Origin of the sequence: Govania unica (assembly GCF_027920805.1) — a bacterium.
In the GTDB taxonomy this organism is placed as follows: Bacteria; Pseudomonadota; Alphaproteobacteria; order Sphingomonadales; family Govanellaceae; genus Govanella; species Govanella unica.
On the sequence record NZ_JANWOI010000003.1, the window covers coordinates 570,057 to 587,753 of the forward strand.

Consider the following 17,697-nt stretch of genomic DNA (forward strand, 5'->3'; position numbering starts at 1 on the left):
TTTAATATATTGCGGAGACTGCGTCCCCCTCCTTGTCATTGCCGGGCTTGACCCGGCAATCCATCCTTACCCCCACCAACAATGACACAGTCGTCTTTTCCCCGTTCCCGGGCTAAACTCGGCACAGGTTGTTTCACCAAATCGTCATGATTACGGATTAATGACAGTTGGGATATCGTCTCAGGTGGTGCGCATGACGGACATGAAATCTATCCAGAAAACGGAACAACCGGCGTCTTCAAACGACGGCAGCGACAGCGCGTTCGTCTCGCCCGAAAGCCCCGAGCGCTTCATCAATCGCGAACTGTCCTGGCTCGCCTTCAACATGCGCGTGCTGGAGGAGGCGGCGAACCGTCATCACCCCCTGCTGGAGCGGCTGCGGTTTCTGTCTATATCCGGCAGCAATCTCGATGAATTCTACATGGTCCGCGTGGCCGGCCTGCGCGGCCAGATGAACGAGGGCGTGCAGGCGGTGAGCTATGACGGCCTCACCCCCGCGCAGCAGTTGGTCAGTGTCCATGCCAAGGCCGAGGACCTGATCCGGGCCCAGGAAAAGGTCTGGCTGGCCCTGACGGCGGAAATGCGCGAGGCGCGGATCGCCGTGCTTGACCAGGCCGAAGTCTCCGTCGAGGAACATGCCTGGCTTGAGCAATATTTTCTCGACAACGTGTTTCCGGTGCTGACGCCGCTCGCCATCGACCCGGCGCATCCGTTTCCGTTCATCCCGAATTTCGGCTTTTCCATGGTGCTCAAGCTCGCCCGCAGGGACGACGGCGGCATTCTCAACATGCTCATTCCGCTGCCGCGTCAGGTCAAACGCTTCGTGCGGCTGCCGAGCAAAAGCACGGATATCCGCTATATCTCCATCGAAAACATCGTCAGCCTGTTTCTCGAACAGCTTTTTCCTGGCTACAAGGTGCTCGGGCAGGGGCTGTTCCGCGTCATCCGCGACAGCGACATGGAAATCGAGGAAGAGGCCGAAGATCTGGTCCAGTCCTTCGAAAGCGCCCTCAAACGGCGGCGGCGCGGCCATGTGATCCGTCTCAAGATGAATGCCGCCATGCCGGACGATCTGCGGCGCATGGTGTTTCATGAACTGGACGTCAACGAAGCCGATGTGGTCCATGTGGATGGCATCCTCGGCATTGCCGACACCGGTCAGCTCATCCCCGACGACCGTCCGGAGCTTAAATTCACCCCCTATAATCCGCGCTTCCCGGAACGCATTCGCGAACATGGCGGCGATTGCTTTGCCGCCATCCGGCAAAAAGACATCCTGGTTCACCACCCCTATGAAAGCTTCGACGTGGTGTTGCAGTTCGTCATTCAGGCGGCGCGTGATCCGAACGTGGTGGCGATCAAACAGACGCTCTATCGCACCAGCGACGACAGCCCCATCGTCAAGGCCCTGATCGAGGCGGCCGAGGCCGGAAAATCGGTCACCGCGCTCGTGGAGCTCAAGGCTCGTTTTGACGAGGAACGCAATATCCGTTGGGCCCGCGATCTCGAACGGGCCGGCGTGCAGGTGGTCTATGGCTTCATCGAACTGAAAACCCACGCCAAGGTGTCGTTGGCGGTGCGCCGCGAGGGCGGCGAGCTTCGCACCTATGTGCATTACGGCACCGGCAATTACCACCCGGTGACGGCCAAGATCTATACCGACCTGTCGTTTTTCACCGCTGACACCACGCTTGGCCGTGACGCCACCCATATCTTCAATTTCCTCACCGGCTATGTAAAGCCGAAGACGCTTGAGAAAATCTCGCTGTCCCCGAACGGCATCCGCGAAAAACTCATGGAGCTGATCGAGGCCGAAATCGCCCATGCCAAAGCCGGGCGTCCGGCGGTTATCTGGGCTAAATTGAACTCGATCGTCGACCCGAAAATCATAGACGCGCTCTATCATGCCTCGCAGAACGGCGTGAAAATCGAACTCGTGGTGCGCGGCATCTGCTGCCTGCGTCCGGGCGTGGCCGGGCTTTCGGAAAATATCACCGTCAAAAGCATTGTCGGCCGCTTTCTCGAACATTCGCGCATCGTCTGTTTCGGCGCTGGCCATGGCCTGCCAAGCGACAAGGCCAAGGTGTTCATTTCCTCCGCCGACTGGATGCCGCGCAATCTCGACCGCCGGGTCGAGGCGCTGGTGCCCATTGAAAACCCCACCGTGCATGCTCAGATCGTCGATCAGGTCATGGTGGCGAATTTCAAGGACGAGGCGCAAAGTTGGGATCTACAGCCGGATGGCAGTTATAACCGCCGCAAGGCCGGACCGAACGCCTTCAATCTGCATCATTATTTCATGACCAACCCAAGCCTGTCGGGCATGGGCAAGGATCAGAAGCCGGTGCAGCACCTGACCCTTCGCGAGCCGCGCCGCGACCGGTAATTTGCGTCTATACAAATCGGGTCGTGGCCGCTAAAAGCAGAAAACAGGCTTCAATGCCTGATTTTGTCATGACGCCTTGCTGTGTCACAAGTCAGGAAAACGCGCTTGGCTCATCGCACGTTTGATCACCGCATCGCTGTTATTGACATCGGGTCGAACTCGGTCCGCTTGGTGCTGTTCGAAGGTGACGGCCGGTTTCCCGCAGTGGCTTTCAACGAAAAAGTGCTCTGCGGTCTTGGCCGCAACATGAGCACCAGCCGCAAGCTCGATGAAAAAGGCATGGTCATGGCGCTCCAGACGCTGGAGCGCTTCGCCATTCTCATTAAGCGCATGCGGGTACGCGATGTGCGGGCAGTGGCCACCGCCGCCGTGCGCGCCGCCGACAACGGCAGCGAATTCATCGAGGCGATCACCATCCGCTGCGGCTTCAAAGTGCAGGTCCTGACCGGTAACGAAGAAGCCCGCATGTCCGCCATGGGGGTGCTCGCGGGCATCCCGGACGCCGACGGGGTCATGGGCGATCTTGGTGGCGGCAGTCTCGAACTGGTCAATATCGGCCCGGCGGGCATCGGTCAGAATGTCAGCCTGCCGCTCGGACCGTTCCTGTTGCAGGACCTGATGAAAAAGGACAAACGCGCGCTTTTCGCCCATATCGACGATCATTTGCAGCGCATTCCCTGGTTCAACATCGGTCGCGACCGCGATTTCTTCACCGTCGGCGGCGCCTGGCGCGCGCTTGCCCGCATGCATATCGAACACACGGGCTACCCGCTTCATATCCTCCACCACTACCGCATCCCGCGGGAGGACGTGCTAAGCCTCTGCACCCTCGTCTCCAGCATGAGCCCGCAATCTCTGGCCCGCATTCCGAATGTGGCCATCAAACGCGCCGAAACCCTGCCGTTCGCCGCCACCCTGCTGCGCCGTATTTTCGAGGTGGTAAAGCCAAAGCAGCTGATCGTCTCGGCCCTTGGTCTGCGTGAGGGCCTGATTTACTCCGCCATGCCGGAGGAGGTCCGGAAACGCGATCCGCTCCTTGACGTCTGTCACGACATGGCCGCCCAGTCCGGCCGCTTCCCGGAACATGCCCAGGCCCTTCTCGACTGGACCGGCCCCATTTTCGCCGGTGAAACCGTCGAAGACCGGCGGCTGCGTCTCGCCACCTGCATGTTGTCGGACGTGGCCTGGCGCGGTCATCCCGATTACCGCGCCGACATGGTGTTGCTGGAGGTGCTCTATGGTCGCTTCGGCGGTCTCGATCATCGCGGCACAGCCCTGATGGCGCTCGCGCTTTACTGCTGTTACGGCGGCACCCTAGATCACGAAATCGCCCATATCAGCCGCATTCTCGACGAAAATGATTTCAAACGCGCCGAACTGATGGGTTTAAGCCTGCGCCTGGGCCAACGCCTGTCCGGCGGCACCTCAAGCGCCCTCAAACTGGCCCGGCTGGAAATCACCAAGGAAGCCCTTCTGCTCAAGGTGAAAGCCGAACAGCAAACCATTGCCGGAGAAGTCGTTCTCCGCCGCCTGGAAGCCCTGGCCAAAGCCATAGGCCGCCGCGCCCAAATCATCCCGGAATAATCGCGTCATCAAAGCTGGATTGCCGGGTCAAGCCCGGCAATGACATGTGAATAAGATATATAAAAATGTCATAGGCGGGCTCGACCCGCGTATCCATGGCTCAACCGGCAGTGTGGCGGGCCTCTCTCAACGCACCAAACCGCACCATCTCAAGCCCACGCCCGCGCAACCGCCGCACGCTGCGGTTTTCGTGTCAGCAATTGGGCAGGGCCACACCCACCAGACGGCTGGATTGCCGGGTCAAGCCCGGCAATGACAGGTAAATGATATATAAAATGTCATACGCGGGCTTGACCCGCGTATCCATGGCTCAACCGGCAGTGTGCTGGGCCTCTCTCGAAGCCCCACCATCTCAAGCCCGCGTAACCGCCGTCCCATCATCCTGAATATCAAGAATAACCAACCGCCCCCCACGCACGGCCAACCCGAGCCGCCCTTCGCGGATAGCCTCCGCATCGCGGCCAAACAGCTCATAGCGCCAGCCATGCAGCGCCGCAATCTCCGGATGTCCGCCTTGGGCGATCAGTTCGAGATCCCCCGACGACGCCACCAGTTTCGGCGCCACGCCATTTTCCTGGCAGCGCAGCTTCAACAGCACCTTGATCAGGTCCGAAAGCGGCGAATTGCCGACGCTGCGGTCTTCATGTTCGGCTTCCGGCAGATCGCTATCGGGCAGGGCCTCGGCCCGGGCCACGGCGGCGAGCAGGGATTGCCCCTCTTTGCTTTCGGCCGAGCGCTTGGAAAAGCCGCGAATGGCCCCAAGTTCATCTTCCGTATGCGGCGGATGGGCGGCCAGTTCCATGATGATATCGTCGCGGACAATGCGATTGCGCGGCACATTCTTGCGTTGCGCCTCGGTTTCCCGCCATTCGGCCAAAGCCTGCACCAGCGCGAGGAACCGCCGGTTGCGGCTGCGCGGCTTCAACCGCCGCCAGGCGTCCTCAGGATGCAGCCGATAGGTGGCGGTATCGGTCAGAACCGCCATTTCCTCGTCAATCCACGAGCCGCGGCCGTTCTGTTCCAGTTTGGCGAACAGTTTGGCGAACACGTCACGCAAATGAATGACATCGCCCAGTGCATAATCGATCTGGCGGCGGCTGAGCGGCCGCTTCGACCAGTCGGTAAAGCGCACGGCCTTATCAAGCTTGGCCCCGGTGAGCTTGTTCACCAGCGTCTCATAGCCCACGGATTCGCCATAGCCACAGACCATGGCGGCCACCTGGGTATCAAACAGCGGGTAGGGCACCCCGCCCATTTCATGGACAAAGATTTCCACATCCTGCCGCGCCGAATGAAACACCTTGAGGATTTTTTCATCCCGCATCAGCTCATAAAACGGCGCGAGATCGAGCTTTGGGGCCAAGGTATCGATGGCACAGTAAAAATCATCCCCGGCCACCTGAATCAGGCACAGCTGCGGCCAGAATGTCGAATCCCGCAAAAATTCGGTGTCGACAGTCAGAACCGAGGATTGGCCAAGCCGCGCGCAAGCAGCCGTGAGGTCGTCTGTTGTTGTGATCATTGTCATGCCAATTCCTATAGCGCGATCGCAGACAAAATGCAGCAATCGAATGCAACCCCTCAGCGGTTTGTTCCACAGGCCTATTCGTGGCAGTCCCGCGGCATTCCATGCGGCCACAAAAGAAAGCCCGGATCCCGGCTTTCAGAAAACAAGGCTGATGGTTTTGGCGCTGATTCAAGGGTCATTGCGAGGCGCAGCCGAAGCAATCCAGCCCGCAGTTAAGCCTGGATCGCCACGCCGCTTACGCGGCTCGCGATGACGGTATTCGGCGGCTTTTTCCTATTTAAATCAGGCAGTCCATCATATTGGCGATGGCATGGTTGAACCATGGATGGCCGGGTCAAGCCCGGGCATGACAATTTTGGAACTGTGCCGAGTGTGAAGGTATTGTTCCCGGATGTGTCAGTCTTGTGCCAGATGTAACGGTTCAGTCTTGTATCCGGACCTAACAGGAATATGCCCTGTGTATCGGAATTGCTGCATCCTTGTGAAATTGCAGCAGCCTTGTGAAATTGCAGCAGCATTATAAATCTGTCATTGCCGGGCTTGACCCGGCAATCCAGCTTGCCGGTGATCGAGCCATGGATACGCAGGTCGAGCTAAGTGTCTTGCTATTCCCACCCACCCCCAGCCGTCTCATTTTTCGTACCTGTCACTCTCGTGAACGCGGGAATCCAGAGCGGCCGTGCCACCACAATCCCACCCGACCACCGCCATATTTCCCCTCAAAACCCCCGTACCTCTTGACAAACCCCTCCATTCCGTGTGCTTTTCCCGCTTGTCCCAACGCTTTCAACGAATGGCAGTCAATCCATGCATCGCTATCGCTCCCATACCTGCAACGACCTCAACCGCGCCAATGTGGGTGAAACCGCGCGGATTTCGGGCTGGGTCCATCGCAAACGCGACCATGGCAATCTGTTGTTCATCGACTTGCGCGACCATTACGGTCTGACGCAGGTGGTGATGGACAGCGAAAGCCCGGCCTTCAAACTGGCTGAAAGCCTGCGCACGGAAAGCGTCATCACGGTTACCGGCAAGGTCGTCGCCCGTTCGGCCGACACCATCAATCCAAACCTGCCCACTGGCGAGATCGAGCTTCAGGCCGCCGAGGTCGAAGTTCAGGGCGCGGCGCAGGAACTGCCCATGCCAGTGTTCGGCGATAATGAATATCCCGAAGAGATTCGCCTCAAATACCGTTTCCTCGACCTGCGGCGGGAGCGTCTGCACAAGAATATCGTGCTCCGCTCCAAGGTCATTTCCTCGATCCGCACGCGCATGGTCGATCAGGGGTTTCTTGAATATCAGACCCCGATCCTGACCGCGTCCTCACCTGAAGGCGCTCGCGACTTTCTCGTGCCAAGCCGCATACATCCCGGCAAGTTCTATGCCCTGCCGCAAGCGCCGCAGCAGTTCAAACAGTTGCTGATGGTGGCCGGGTTCGACCGCTATTTCCAGATCGCTCCCTGTTTCCGCGACGAAGATGCCCGCGCCGACCGCAGCCCGGGGGAGTTCTATCAGCTCGACTTCGAGATGAGCTTTGTCACCCAGGAAGATGTTTTCGCCGCCATCGAACCGGTGCTCGCCGGGATTTTCGAGGAATTTTCCAGCAAGGAAATTTCAAAGCCGCCCTTCCGTCGCATCCCGTTCCGCGAGTCCATGCTGAAATACGGCAATGACAAGCCGGATCTGCGCAATCCGATCCTCATTTCCGACGTGACCGAAGTGTTCCGCGGCTCCGACTTCGGCATCTTCGCCAAGGCCGTGGACGCCGGTGCGGTCGTGCGCGCCATCCCGGCACCGGGCGCGGGCGCCCATGCCCGCAGCTTCTTTGACAAGATGAACGACTGGGCTCGCGCCGCAGGTTATGCCGGTCTCGGCTATGCCATTTTCAAGGACGGCGAAGTTAAGGGCCCCATCGCCTCGAAACTGGATGCCTCGCGTATCGCCAAGTTGCAGGAACTGACCGGCGTCAAGGACGGCGACGGCGTATTCTTCGCCTGTGGCAAGGAAGCTGACGCAGCGAAACTCGCCGGTGAAGCCCGCACCCGCGTCGGTACTGATCTTGACCTGATCGATCAGAACCGCTTCGAGTTCTGCTGGATCGTTGATTTCCCGATGTATGAATATAACGAGCAGGACAAAAAGATCGATTTCAGCCACAACCCGTTCTCGATGCCGCAGGGTGGCATGGAAGCGTTGCTGGAAAAAGATCCGCTCGACATTCTTGCCTATCAATATGACATCGTCTGCAATGGTATTGAATTGTCGTCAGGCGCGATCCGCAACCATCGTCCAGACATCATGCTGAAAGCCTTTGAAATCGCAGGCTACAGCAATGATGAAGTCGAAGAAAAATTCTCCGGCATGCTCAATGCCTTCCGCTATGGCGCACCGCCCCATGGTGGCTCGGCTCCCGGCATCGACCGCATGGTCATGCTGATTGCCGACGAACCCAACATCCGCGAAGTCATCCTGTTCCCCATGAACCAGCAGGCACAGGACCTGATGATGGGCGCACCGGGCGAGGTCACCCCGAAACAGCTGCGCGAACTCAACCTCCGCGTGGTGTTGCCAGACCCGAAGAAATAGCATCCGCCACAAAGGTCATCGTCTCACGATGATGACCCGGGTGAGACTTCCCAAACGGCCTATGGTCCAACCGGATCATGGGCCGTTCTGTTTTTCTATTTTGTATTTAGGTTTCAAGCCCAGGCGGACCAATGACGGCCCAAAAATCAGAATCGCCCATAAATTCTAAGGCCTTAGTGCGTCCCTGAGGTTTTGTCCCAATCTTGTCACTGGTCCGTCACAGACCTCGCGGGGCATTCTGCATCTCAAGACGTTAAGACCATACGGCGAGATGTAAGATGTTACGAGAGGTTGAGATCATGGGCCAGTTTGCGAAACCGGAGGGCGCGAAATTCGAAGCGACGCTCTACAACCGCGAAGTTCAGGCCTATCTCAAATCAGGTAAAAAACATCCGCGGTTTTATGCTGGTTGGGCATACCAGAACATCATCACAGTCATTGCTCGTAGTATCGAAGAAGCCCGGAAACGGATCCGCACGGACTATCCGGAGACCGAGGGCTTCGTGCTGATGGCCATCGAGCCCTATCATCAGCATGGCTGGCGCAGTTTCAACTGAGCCAAAGGGTGTTCAGACAGTACGCATCCCCGCCCAATCAGGCAGGTCCGTGATAACCGCGCGTCTCGGTCTTTTGACCGGCCGGCTCTGAACCCGGGCAACAGATTGGCGCACAACCTGTTTGCGCGGCCGGTGCCGGGTCCAATCCTCCCGAACCGCATTGAAAATAGCCGACGTATGCGGCGCCAGATAGGGGCGCAGATTGCGGGCGATTTCAAAAAGGCCGTAAAGCGCCACCGCCCACATCACCGCAACAATCGCATATCCGATCAAGTGAAAAGTCGTCGTTCCCATAACGGTCATCCCCTGTTCCCTTAACGTTCACACAGTAAACCGCATCCTGCGCGGAATGTCAAGAACAAGATGAGAACATTATGGGAATATCAAAGGAACATCCAGAAAAGCGCGGATTTCCAACCCTTCCAGACTAGCCACCATAAGCGACCCGCATCCCGGCGACACGGTCGAGCTTGGCATAAAACGCGCTCCAATCGTCCTCAAGTGCGATGGGCGCCCAAAGTGATTCGACTTCATCAATCAACATGCTCTCGGGCCGCGCCCCTTTGAAATAATCATGGTTCAGCCGCGCCGGGTCCACAGCCTCGTAGCCCTCAAGCCGCTGCCGGAAGGTGGCAAAGGCCTCGCCCGCATAGGTCTGCGCTTCGGGGCTCGCGGCGGCGCGGTCGGCGCTCAGAACCCCGCCCTGCCAGTCGAAAAAGGCCTGTTCATAGCCAACTTGAGACGCATGGAGGAAGCCATTAAAATCGCGCAACAGATCGTCGTCCTCCGTCTCCCCGCGTGACCGCACCCCAAGCCGCCGCAGATAGGCCGCGCGCAGTTCCCGGTCCATGATCAGCGGAAAATCCTGCAAGGCACGCACGAGCTTGTCGCGGTCACCCACCAGCAACAGGCATTCCGCCAGCCGTTGCAGGTTCCAGTAAAGCGCTTCCAACTGGCGGCCAAAGCTGTAAAGCCCGCTATGATCGAAATAAGCGGCGGTAAAATTCGGATCGAGCGTCGGCAACCAGCGCCACGGCCCATAATCGAAACTTTCGCCCATGATATTGGTGTTGTCGGTATTCAAAACCCCATGCACGAATCCGGCGGCCATCCATTCCGCGCCCATGCGCGCCACATTGCCGATCACGATATGGAGAAATTCGTCCGCCGTCTGAAAATCCGGGATGAGCCAGCGGCGGCAATAGTCCAGCAATTCCTGAATGCGCGCCGCATCCTGATAAAACGCCTGGCGCTGAAAGGTTCCAATGCGCACATGCGAATATCCAAGCCGCACCAGCACGCTCGACCGCGTGGGCGAGGGCTCGTCTCCGCGCTGCAAGGCTTCCCCGGTTTCAATCAGACTGAGGCTTTTCGACGTCGTGACGCCCTGCGCCTCCAGCATCTCCGTCGCCAGAATCTCCCGCAGGCCGCCTTTCAACGTCAGCCGCCCATCGCCCGACCGCGACCAGGGCGTCTGGCCGCTGCCCTTGGTGCCAAGTTCCAGCAGGCGGCCGGTGCCGCGTTCCCGCATCTGGGCAAAGCTGAATCCGCGCCCGTCGCCAAGATCGGGGTTATAGGTGCGGAACTGATGCCCGTGATATCGGAGCGACAGCGGCCCGGGCAGGGTGTCAGGCAGCGGCTCGAACCGGCCGAAATGGGCGATCCATTCGGCGTCGCTCAGGCCGTCAAGCCCGATGCTGGCCGCCGCCCGGTCATTGCGGAATCGCAAGACATGCTGCGGAAACGCGGCCGCCGCCACCAGGTCGTAAAACCCATCGCCAAGGGTCAAAAGCGCCGCTTCCGGGCGGTAATCAGCAGAGACGGGCATGGAGACTCCTAAGCACGGGGGCGGGGTTTAATGCGCGCGGTCGGCGGCGCGGCGCGCGGATCGTCAGGCCAGAAATGCTTTGGATAACGGCCCTTCAGATCACGTTTTACATCAGCATAGCCGCGATCCCAGAAACTCACGAGATCCTGCGTCACCTGCACCGGCCGCTGAGCCGGCGACAGCAATTGCAGCGTCACTGCCACCCGGCCATTCATGACGGTGGGGGTCTGGGTGGCTCCGAACATTTCCTGCAAGCGCACCGACAACAGCGGCCGCTCCCCACCATAGTCAATGGGCAGGCGCGAGCCCGATGGCACCGTCCAATGGCTCGGCACCCACTGATCCAGTTTCTGCTGAGCCGCCCAATCAAGCTGTCCGCGCAAGGCACTGCCAAGATCAATACGGCCAAACTGGCTTTCCCGGCTCACGCCATCAAGATAAGGCCCAAGCCAATCGTCCAGCCGCGCGAGCAATCCAGCATCCGAAAAATCCGGCCAGCCGCCGTCCGGGTCATGGCGGGCGGCAAACTCCACCCGGCCGCGAAAGGCTTCAAGCTCCCGCGTCCAGGGCAAGGCCGCGAGCCCGAGCATCCGGATGCCGTCGGCCACCGCCGCCCGCATACGCTCCGGCGCGGGGCGCACCGGCCGTTCGGCGAGGATCAGCGCATCGAGCCGTTCCTGCTCCACCGCCTGCACGGCGCGGTTGCGTGGGTCCCAGGCGACGGTCAGCTGGGTCTCCATACGGTCGGCGAACAGCTCCTCGATGTCATCGAGATCAAGCGGGGCGGCCAGATAAATCCGCGCCGTCGCACGGTCGCCATCCAGCGCGGCAATGGCCAGATATTCGGAATTGGCCAATGGGTCCGTGGGGTCCAGCTGCGCCCCCCGTCCATTGGCCAGCTGATAACTGCCACGCGCGTCGCCACGCCGCCGCGCCACCCGGTCAGGGTAAGCAAGCGCCAGCAACGGCCCGCTGCGATCGATGATGGCCGCAGGATCCGGCATGACCAGTTTGTCGGGGGTAAGCCGTCTGGCCGTTTCGATCAGGCGGCGAAACACGCCGTCGCGTTCCCGGCCCATGGCCTCGATCCGGCTTCTAAGGTCGCGGTCGGCCCGGGCCCGGTCGGCGCGAAACGGGTCGCGATCCCCAAGCGTGGCGGCGATCAGCGCGGCCAGCCCACCATCAGCCTTGCCGCGTATCAGCATATGGGCCAGCCGGGGATGAACGGGCAGGGCGGCCATCTCCCGTCCATGCGCCGTGACAAGCCCCGCGTCATCCAGCGCCCCAAGACGCTGCAACAGATCCCGCGCCTGGGCCAGGGCGGCGGCGGGCGGCGGGGTCAGCCACTGCAACTCATTGGCGTCGCTCGTGCCCCAGACCGCAAGCTCCAGCGCGAGCGGCGCAAGATCGGCAGCCATGATTTCCGGCGGCGTGAAGGCCAGCAGCGCGCGATCCTCAGCCTCGGTCCACAGGCGGTAACAGACGCCGGGGGCCACGCGTCCGGCCCGGCCCCGGCGTTGGGTGGCCGAGGCGGCGGAGACTTTGACCGTCTCAAGCCGGGTCATGCCGGACACCGGATCGAACACCGGCAAGCGTGCCCGCCCGCAATCAATCACCACCCGCACGCCGTCAATGGTCAGGGAGGTTTCGGCGATGGAGGTGGCAATAACAATCTTGCGCATCCCGGCCGGGGCCGGTCGAATGGCCTGATCCTGCTCCGCCGCCGAAAGATCGCCATAAAGCGGCGCGAGCAACACATGGGAGGGCAGCCCATCGGCCAGCCGATCCGTCAACCGGCGGATTTCGCCAACCCCGGGCAGGAACACCAGAATGCTGCCGTCCTCGTCCTCAAGCGCTCGCCGCACGGCGCGCAGGCTGTCGGCCACAAGGTCGCCGCTCCCCGTGCGGTCCAGAAACCGCGTCTCCACCGGATAACTCCGGCCTTCCGAACGCAGAACCTCAGCCCCGCCCAGCAAGGCGGCCACCGGCGCGCCATCAAGGGTGGCCGACATGATCAGGATCTTGAGATCGGGCCTGAGCGCGTCTCGCGCCTCAAGCGTCAGCGCGAGTCCAAGATCGGCGTCCAGGCTGCGTTCGTGAAATTCGTCAAAGATCACCAGCGCCACATCGCTCAGTTCGGGGTCGCGTTGCAGGCGGCGGATCAGCACGCCTTCGGTCACCACCTCGATGCGGGTGTCGCGGCTGATCTTGCGTTCCAGCCGCATGGCATAGCCGACGGTGCCGCCAACCTCTTCGCCCAAAGTCTGCGCCATGCGCCGGGCGGCAGCGCGAGCGGCGATGCGGCGCGGCTCCAGCATGAGGATTTTGCGATCAGCGCGCCAGCTTTCCCCAAGCAGGGCCAGCGGTACAACAGTGGTCTTCCCCGCGCCCGGCGGGGCCTCAAGCACCAGACCGCCGGACCGCGCGAGCCCGGCGCGGATGGCGGGGAGCACGTCATCGATGGGTAAATTGAAAACATCAGGCACAGAAATCATGGCCGGACTTTAGCCCATAGCCAGGCCCGAGGGAATTGAAGAGAGCGCCGTATTTAGCCGAAGATGTCACACTCCCTAATGGTGGGGTGCTTCCTCGCTGTCCGCGTCATCGTCATCGTCGGGGTTAAGATCGGCCTTGCTGGCCACCTCGTCGTCGAGGCCGCTGCGCTCGCTGAAAAAGCCAAGGGCCATCAATCCACCGCCGATCATCACCGACAAGGAGACGCCGAGAATGGCGGCGAAGATCACATGAATGCTGACGGAATCCTGGCCGAGCGAATAATAAAAAAGCGTCCCGCCCACCATGATGAAGGCCAGAACGGCAAGCATGACCAGGCGGCGTTTCAAAATGCCCATGGCCATTTTGCGTTGTATTGGATCTTGAACCATCTCGACTCCGTCTCCCTTTGGTTGGTGTTTTCAAAGGGTAAGGTCTCGTGGACTCATGTAGTTACAAAAGCATACGCTCATACGGGCAAAAGGCGAGGGGTCATTGAAAATTGAAAAGCCACAAAATTCGGAGCATCATGTATCGTGGGAATAATCAATTTTAACGATAGCATTTCATTCGCGTTTTGATTGCAATCAAACAAGCCTTGGCCGCCTGTGTAGCCTATGTCACCATTTGCCCAGAGTGCTTTATGTCGACGAGGTTTGAGGCGCATAATTTGCATGGGTGCTTCCGTTGTCATGCATATACCGCATAGCAGGTCCTGTGACGTTTGCGCTCCTCGATCTGGGGATAGCTGGTAAATTTGCGCCCCATCTCACAGGCTGGAACAGGCTCCAATGATTTTGCCCGGACGGAAGGAATGGATCTTCTCGGTCAAGGCGTTCATTGGCGCCATGTCGGCTGTCTATATTGCCTTTCAAATAGATTTGTCGCGCCCGGTCTGGGCCATGCTGACCGCCTATATCGTCGCCCAGCCGCTGGCTGGCATGGTGCAGTCGAAGGCGGTTTATCGCGCGATCGGCACGGTGATCGGCTCGGCGCTGGCCATTGTGGTGGTTACCGAATTCATCAATGCGCCCGAGCTGATGACGCTCATTCTGGCGCTGTGGGTGGCGCTTTGCGTCTATGTGACGGTGCTCGAAAAATCTCCGCGCAGTTACATGCTGATGCTATCCGGCTATACGGTGGTCATTATCGCCAGCCAAAGCGTGACCACGCCGGACCTGATTTTCGATACCGCCTTGTCGCGTTGCGAGGAAATTCTGCTCGGCATCGGCTGCGCTATTCTCGCCAACAATCTGATCTTTCCGCAACGGGTGGGGCCGGTTCTGCTGGCCCGGCTGGACAGCTGGCTGCAGGATGCGGTCAAATTGACCCGTGGGGTCTTGAACGGAATGGGCGACAAGGCTGAAGCCGACCGCGATTTCGCCCGGCTGACCAGCGACGCCATCGCCCTTGATGCGCTGCGTTTTCACGCGGTCTATGACACGCCGAAACTGCGCGCGGCGGAAAATGTGATCATTGCGCTGCGTCACCGCATGCAGAATTTGCTGCCCCTGCTGGTCGGGGTGCAGGATCGCGGCATCACCCTCAGACTGCGCAGCCCCGCGGTTTATGATCAGGCCGCGCCCCTGCTCAGGCGGACGGCTGCCTGGTTGGACGATCCGAAGGGCACACCGTCATCGGCTGCGGATATTCAACTCGATCTGGCCGCAGCCATGCCGAGCGATCTGGACATCCGCAAAAGCTGGGACCAATTGCTGTTGCGCACCATTCTTCAACGACTGTCGGATATCATCTCGGCTTGGGGCGAATGCTATGGGCTCCGACGCAACATAGATTCCATTTCCCGCGATCAGCCGCCGGTCTCCGGCCCGGCCCGGATTGCGGTGCATCGCGATCATTTGGTCGCGGCGCTGTCGGGGATGGCTGCGGCGGTGTCCGTGGGACTGACCGGGCTGTTCTGGATGTTTACCGGCTGGCCGCATGGTTCGGTGGCCATGATGATGTCGGCCGTCGGCGCCAGCATTTTCTCGGCCCAGGACGATCCGGGGCCGGTGGTGGTCAGGTTTTTGTATCTGTCGATCCCGGCAGCCATGATCGCCGGAGTTTATGAAGTCGCCATATTTCCGGCTTTCAGCGATTTTCCAATGCTGGTTCTGGTGCTGGCGCCAACCTATTTGATATTGGGCGCGTTTTTGGCCATTCCGGCCTATGCCCCGTCTATGATGCCGCTCCTTCTTGGCGCGACGGGTATTCTGTCCATTTCGAACACGCTGCCGATCGATTTCGAGAATTTCGTCAATGGCGCCGTAGCCCAGGTGTTTGGCCTCGGGATTTCCGCAATCGTTCTTATGCTGATGCGTCGTTTGGGTACCGATTGGGCGGCGGCGCGCTTAATGGGGGCGGTCCGCCGTGATCTCGTGAGGATCGCGGCCGGAGACCCGACCCTGCGACAGGCCGAGTTTGAAAGCCGCATGACCGATCGCCTGGCTGAGCTTGTGCCGAGGCTCGCCGGGTCAGAGGCAAAACGCCATCAGGTCATGACGGATGCTCAGGCGGGTTACAGGCTTGGGCTCAATATGCTGGCGCTTCAACAAATCCGCCCCGACTTGCCGGGAACTGTGGGGCCCGCGGTGACGGAGCTTCTGCGCGCTCTCCAACGCTATTTCAGCATCGTCATACCGGATCAGGCCAAGATCAACGATCTTGTGGGGCAGCATGATCTTGTCATGCGTCTTATTGCTCAGGCGGACGTCTCCGCCACGACCACACAGGCGCTGATCATCCTTGGCGGCATGCGTCATTCGCTGCTTATTCATAATTCGTTGAATGAGTCCGTGACCAAGGCCGTCTCCCAATTTGTCGATCCGCTGGTGGAAGGACAGCCCGCATGATCAAGGAAATCGATTTTTTCGGGCTTTACCTGACCCCGATGCTGGCCTGGATGATTCTGACCTTTGGCATCTGGCTGCTGGTCTGTCGGATCCTCGAATATGTCGATGCCTATCGTTTCGTCTGGCATCGCAGCCTGTTCAATGTTGCGCTCTACGTTATCCTTCTCGGCGGTGTCACCTATGTCCTGCCGCGCATTCTGTACTGACCGGAGTCTCTAATGCCGCCACTTGTGAAAATTGCGATCCGCGTTGCCGTGACGATTGCGGCGCTTTGGATCGCCTGGATCGTCGGCAACAGGCTGTGGGATTATTATATGAACGAACCCTGGACGCGGGACGGTCGTATCCGCGCCGATATTGTGCAGGTTGCGACGGATGTGTCGGGGCTTGTGATCCGGGTCCAGGTGATCGACGATCAGTTTGTCAAAAAGGGCGATGTGCTATTCGAAATCGACCGTATTCGCTATGAAGCGGCGAAGGCCCAGGCGGTGGCCGCTCTGGCCCGGGCCCGTGTCGATATGCTGCAACAACAGCGTGACGCCGAACGTTTCCGCAAAATCGGCCCGGGTGCCGTCACCGCCATCCAAAGCGAGCAAACCGAAGCCGCCGCCGACATGGCCCGCGCCACCTATCAGCAGGCCCAGGCCAATTTAAAGCTGGCGGAGATCAATATTGAACGCACAGAGGTCCGCTCCCCGGTCAATGGCTATGTCACCAATCTTACCTTGAAAGACGGGGAATATGTCACCACGGGGCAGGCGGTCATGGCCCTGGTCGACAGCGACAGCTTTCGCATTGATGGCTATTTCGAGGAAACCAAATTGCCGCGCATTCGGGTAGGCGACCCGGCAACCATCCGCATCATGGGAGTGGAGCAATCCTTGAAAGGCCATGTGGAAAGCATCGCAGCAGGCATCGCCGACCGCGACCGCACCAAAAGCCCGGATCTGATCGCCAATGTGAACCCCACCTTCAACTGGGTGCGGCTGGCGCAGCGCATCCCGGTACGCATTAAAATCGATGATCTTCCTAAAGGAATGCGCTTGATCGCCGGACAGACGACAACGGTTATCGTCGGGTATGAGCAAAAATCAAAACCAGCGGACAAGAAAACGACCGTCCCGGCCGCACAGCAAAAGCCCTAAAAGAGAAAGCCCCGGTCTGCTTGCATGCAGATCAGGGCTTTCCCTTTTAGTCCATTTCTGGACCCTTTTGCCGTCTTGACGGACGCCGAGACGTCTTCGATCGGCAAAAGTATCTCGGTTCAGAAATCTTACCCCCGTGCGTGGCAACAAATCAAGTCGTGGCCACCCCGAGCGGCTTTGATCCTTTTTCCAGCATGTTAGGCAGGGCGCAGCGGATCAGCCAAAGCGGGGCCTCCGCGAAACCGCCGCGACTCGCGGAAAATCAGCGGCGCGCGAGGTAATCCGAGGCGGTGGTAGGCCCTTGGGCAACGGTATCGTCGTGGCGCTGGATAAATTTGCGCGATTCAAAGAAATATTTGGGGCCTGACGGCATGTTCGCCTTGACCATGGCGGCGGCCAGAGCCTCTTTCTTGTCGGCCGGGGTCGTGGCGGGCTGGATCAGGACGAAATCCCAACCGGCGCCATCGCTATGGATATAAAGCTGACGCGGCGGCAGGCCGACGCTGACATTGATCTCATCGAGCTTTTTGATGGATTCAAGGAAGGCTTCATGCTGGCCGGGCACGATATGATAAATTTCGATCATGGTCTCTTCGACGGGTTTCGGCTTGTCTGCCCAGGCGGAGCTGGTCATGAGGCCAGCAATCAAAAGGCTGGAGATAAATTTCATGTGGACATCCCTTTTTTTAGAATAAGATCCTCAGCATAGCTAAGCTGGTTGCCCCTGCATGCGCCTCG

13 protein-coding genes are annotated in these 17,697 nt (G+C 59.6%); 7 read left to right on the plus strand and 6 right to left on the minus strand.

The window, feature by feature from the left end:
* Nucleotides 1–193 precede the first annotated feature (193 nt).
* Together NYP16_RS10445 and NYP16_RS10450 are read left to right on the plus strand one after the other, a co-directional pair.
* Nucleotides 194–2,386: an RNA degradosome polyphosphate kinase gene (locus NYP16_RS10445; protein ID WP_274944081.1), complete on the plus strand. Its 2,193-nt coding sequence runs from the start codon at nt 194–196 to the stop codon at nt 2,384–2,386.
* A gap of 105 nt (nt 2,387–2,491) precedes the next feature.
* Nucleotides 2,492–3,970, plus strand: coding sequence for a Ppx/GppA family phosphatase (locus NYP16_RS10450; RefSeq protein WP_274944082.1), 1,479 nt, complete (start codon nt 2,492–2,494; stop codon nt 3,968–3,970).
* Nucleotides 3,971–4,322: 352 nt separating this feature from the next.
* On the opposite strand, the gene rnd is transcribed toward NYP16_RS10450, so the two are convergent.
* Nucleotides 4,323–5,498: a ribonuclease D gene (gene rnd / locus NYP16_RS10455; RefSeq protein ID WP_274944083.1), complete on the minus strand. Its 1,176-nt coding sequence runs from the start codon at nt 5,496–5,498 to the stop codon at nt 4,323–4,325.
* 807 nt (nt 5,499–6,305) lie between these two features.
* On the opposite strand from rnd, the gene aspS reads away from it, so the two are divergent.
* On the plus strand, nt 6,306–8,084 hold the full coding sequence (gene aspS / locus NYP16_RS10460; protein ID WP_274944084.1) for an aspartate--tRNA ligase: 1,779 nt from the start codon (nt 6,306–6,308) through the stop codon (nt 8,082–8,084).
* Between the two features lie 278 nt (nt 8,085–8,362).
* On the plus strand, nt 8,363–8,641 hold the full coding sequence (locus NYP16_RS10465; RefSeq protein ID WP_274944085.1) for a hypothetical protein: 279 nt from the start codon (nt 8,363–8,365) through the stop codon (nt 8,639–8,641).
* 12 nt (nt 8,642–8,653) lie between these two features.
* Here the strand turns inward: NYP16_RS10465 and NYP16_RS10470 are convergent, their stop codons facing one another.
* The 4 genes from NYP16_RS10470 to NYP16_RS10485 all read right to left on the minus strand — a co-directional run bounded on the left by NYP16_RS10470 (nt 8,654) and on the right by NYP16_RS10485 (nt 13,354).
* Nucleotides 8,654–8,944: a hypothetical protein gene (locus NYP16_RS10470; protein ID WP_274944086.1), complete on the minus strand. Its 291-nt coding sequence runs from the start codon at nt 8,942–8,944 to the stop codon at nt 8,654–8,656.
* 124 nt (nt 8,945–9,068) lie between these two features.
* A complete protein-coding gene (locus NYP16_RS10475) occupies nt 9,069–10,469 on the minus strand; it encodes a protein adenylyltransferase SelO family protein (protein WP_274944087.1) in 1,401 nt (466 codons plus the stop codon).
* An 8-nt stretch (nt 10,470–10,477) separates the two neighbouring features.
* The gene (gene hrpB, locus NYP16_RS10480) at nt 10,478–12,964 is read right to left on the minus strand and encodes an ATP-dependent helicase HrpB (RefSeq protein WP_274944088.1); all 2,487 of its coding nucleotides are present in this window, start codon (nt 12,962–12,964) and stop codon (nt 10,478–10,480) included.
* Between the two features lie 75 nt (nt 12,965–13,039).
* The gene (locus NYP16_RS10485) at nt 13,040–13,354 is read right to left on the minus strand and encodes a hypothetical protein (protein ID WP_274944089.1); all 315 of its coding nucleotides are present in this window, start codon (nt 13,352–13,354) and stop codon (nt 13,040–13,042) included.
* Nucleotides 13,355–13,753: 399 nt separating this feature from the next.
* On the opposite strand from NYP16_RS10485, the gene NYP16_RS10490 reads away from it, so the two are divergent.
* Genes NYP16_RS10490 through NYP16_RS10500 form a run of 3 tightly spaced genes read left to right on the plus strand, consistent with a single transcriptional unit; the run spans nt 13,754 to nt 16,959 of the window.
* A complete protein-coding gene (locus NYP16_RS10490) occupies nt 13,754–15,814 on the plus strand; it encodes an FUSC family protein (RefSeq protein ID WP_274944090.1) in 2,061 nt (686 codons plus the stop codon).
* Nucleotides 15,811–16,020: a DUF1656 domain-containing protein gene (locus NYP16_RS10495; protein ID WP_274944091.1), complete on the plus strand. Its 210-nt coding sequence runs from the start codon at nt 15,811–15,813 to the stop codon at nt 16,018–16,020. The genes NYP16_RS10490 and NYP16_RS10495 overlap by 4 nt, the downstream gene beginning before the upstream one ends.
* A 12-nt stretch (nt 16,021–16,032) precedes the next feature.
* Entirely contained in the window at nt 16,033–16,959 is a 927-nt protein-coding gene (locus tag NYP16_RS10500; protein WP_274944092.1) for an efflux RND transporter periplasmic adaptor subunit, read from the plus strand.
* Nucleotides 16,960–17,221: 262 nt separating this feature from the next.
* On the opposite strand, the gene NYP16_RS10505 is transcribed toward NYP16_RS10500, so the two are convergent.
* Entirely contained in the window at nt 17,222–17,629 is a 408-nt protein-coding gene (locus NYP16_RS10505; RefSeq protein WP_274944093.1) for a hypothetical protein, read from the minus strand.
* Nucleotides 17,630–17,697: the final 68 nt, after the last annotated feature.

Coding starts and splice junctions, on each gene's coding strand:
- NYP16_RS10445 (WP_274944081.1), top strand. CDS start 194: ATGACGGACATGAAATCTATCCAGAAAACGGAACAACCGGCGTCTTCA.
- rnd (WP_274944083.1), bottom strand. CDS start 5,498: ATGACAATGATCACAACAACAGACGACCTCACGGCTGCTTGCGCGCGG.
- aspS (WP_274944084.1), top strand. CDS start 6,306: ATGCATCGCTATCGCTCCCATACCTGCAACGACCTCAACCGCGCCAAT.
- NYP16_RS10465 (WP_274944085.1), top strand. CDS start 8,363: ATGTTACGAGAGGTTGAGATCATGGGCCAGTTTGCGAAACCGGAGGGC.
- NYP16_RS10470 (WP_274944086.1), bottom strand. CDS start 8,944: ATGACCGTTATGGGAACGACGACTTTTCACTTGATCGGATATGCGATT.
- NYP16_RS10475 (WP_274944087.1), bottom strand. CDS start 10,469: ATGCCCGTCTCTGCTGATTACCGCCCGGAAGCGGCGCTTTTGACCCTT.
- hrpB (WP_274944088.1), bottom strand. CDS start 12,964: ATGATTTCTGTGCCTGATGTTTTCAATTTACCCATCGATGACGTGCTC.
- NYP16_RS10485 (WP_274944089.1), bottom strand. CDS start 13,354: ATGGTTCAAGATCCAATACAACGCAAAATGGCCATGGGCATTTTGAAA.
- NYP16_RS10490 (WP_274944090.1), top strand. CDS start 13,754: ATGATTTTGCCCGGACGGAAGGAATGGATCTTCTCGGTCAAGGCGTTC.
- NYP16_RS10495 (WP_274944091.1), top strand. CDS start 15,811: ATGATCAAGGAAATCGATTTTTTCGGGCTTTACCTGACCCCGATGCTG.
- NYP16_RS10500 (WP_274944092.1), top strand. CDS start 16,033: ATGCCGCCACTTGTGAAAATTGCGATCCGCGTTGCCGTGACGATTGCG.
- NYP16_RS10505 (WP_274944093.1), bottom strand. CDS start 17,629: ATGAAATTTATCTCCAGCCTTTTGATTGCTGGCCTCATGACCAGCTCC.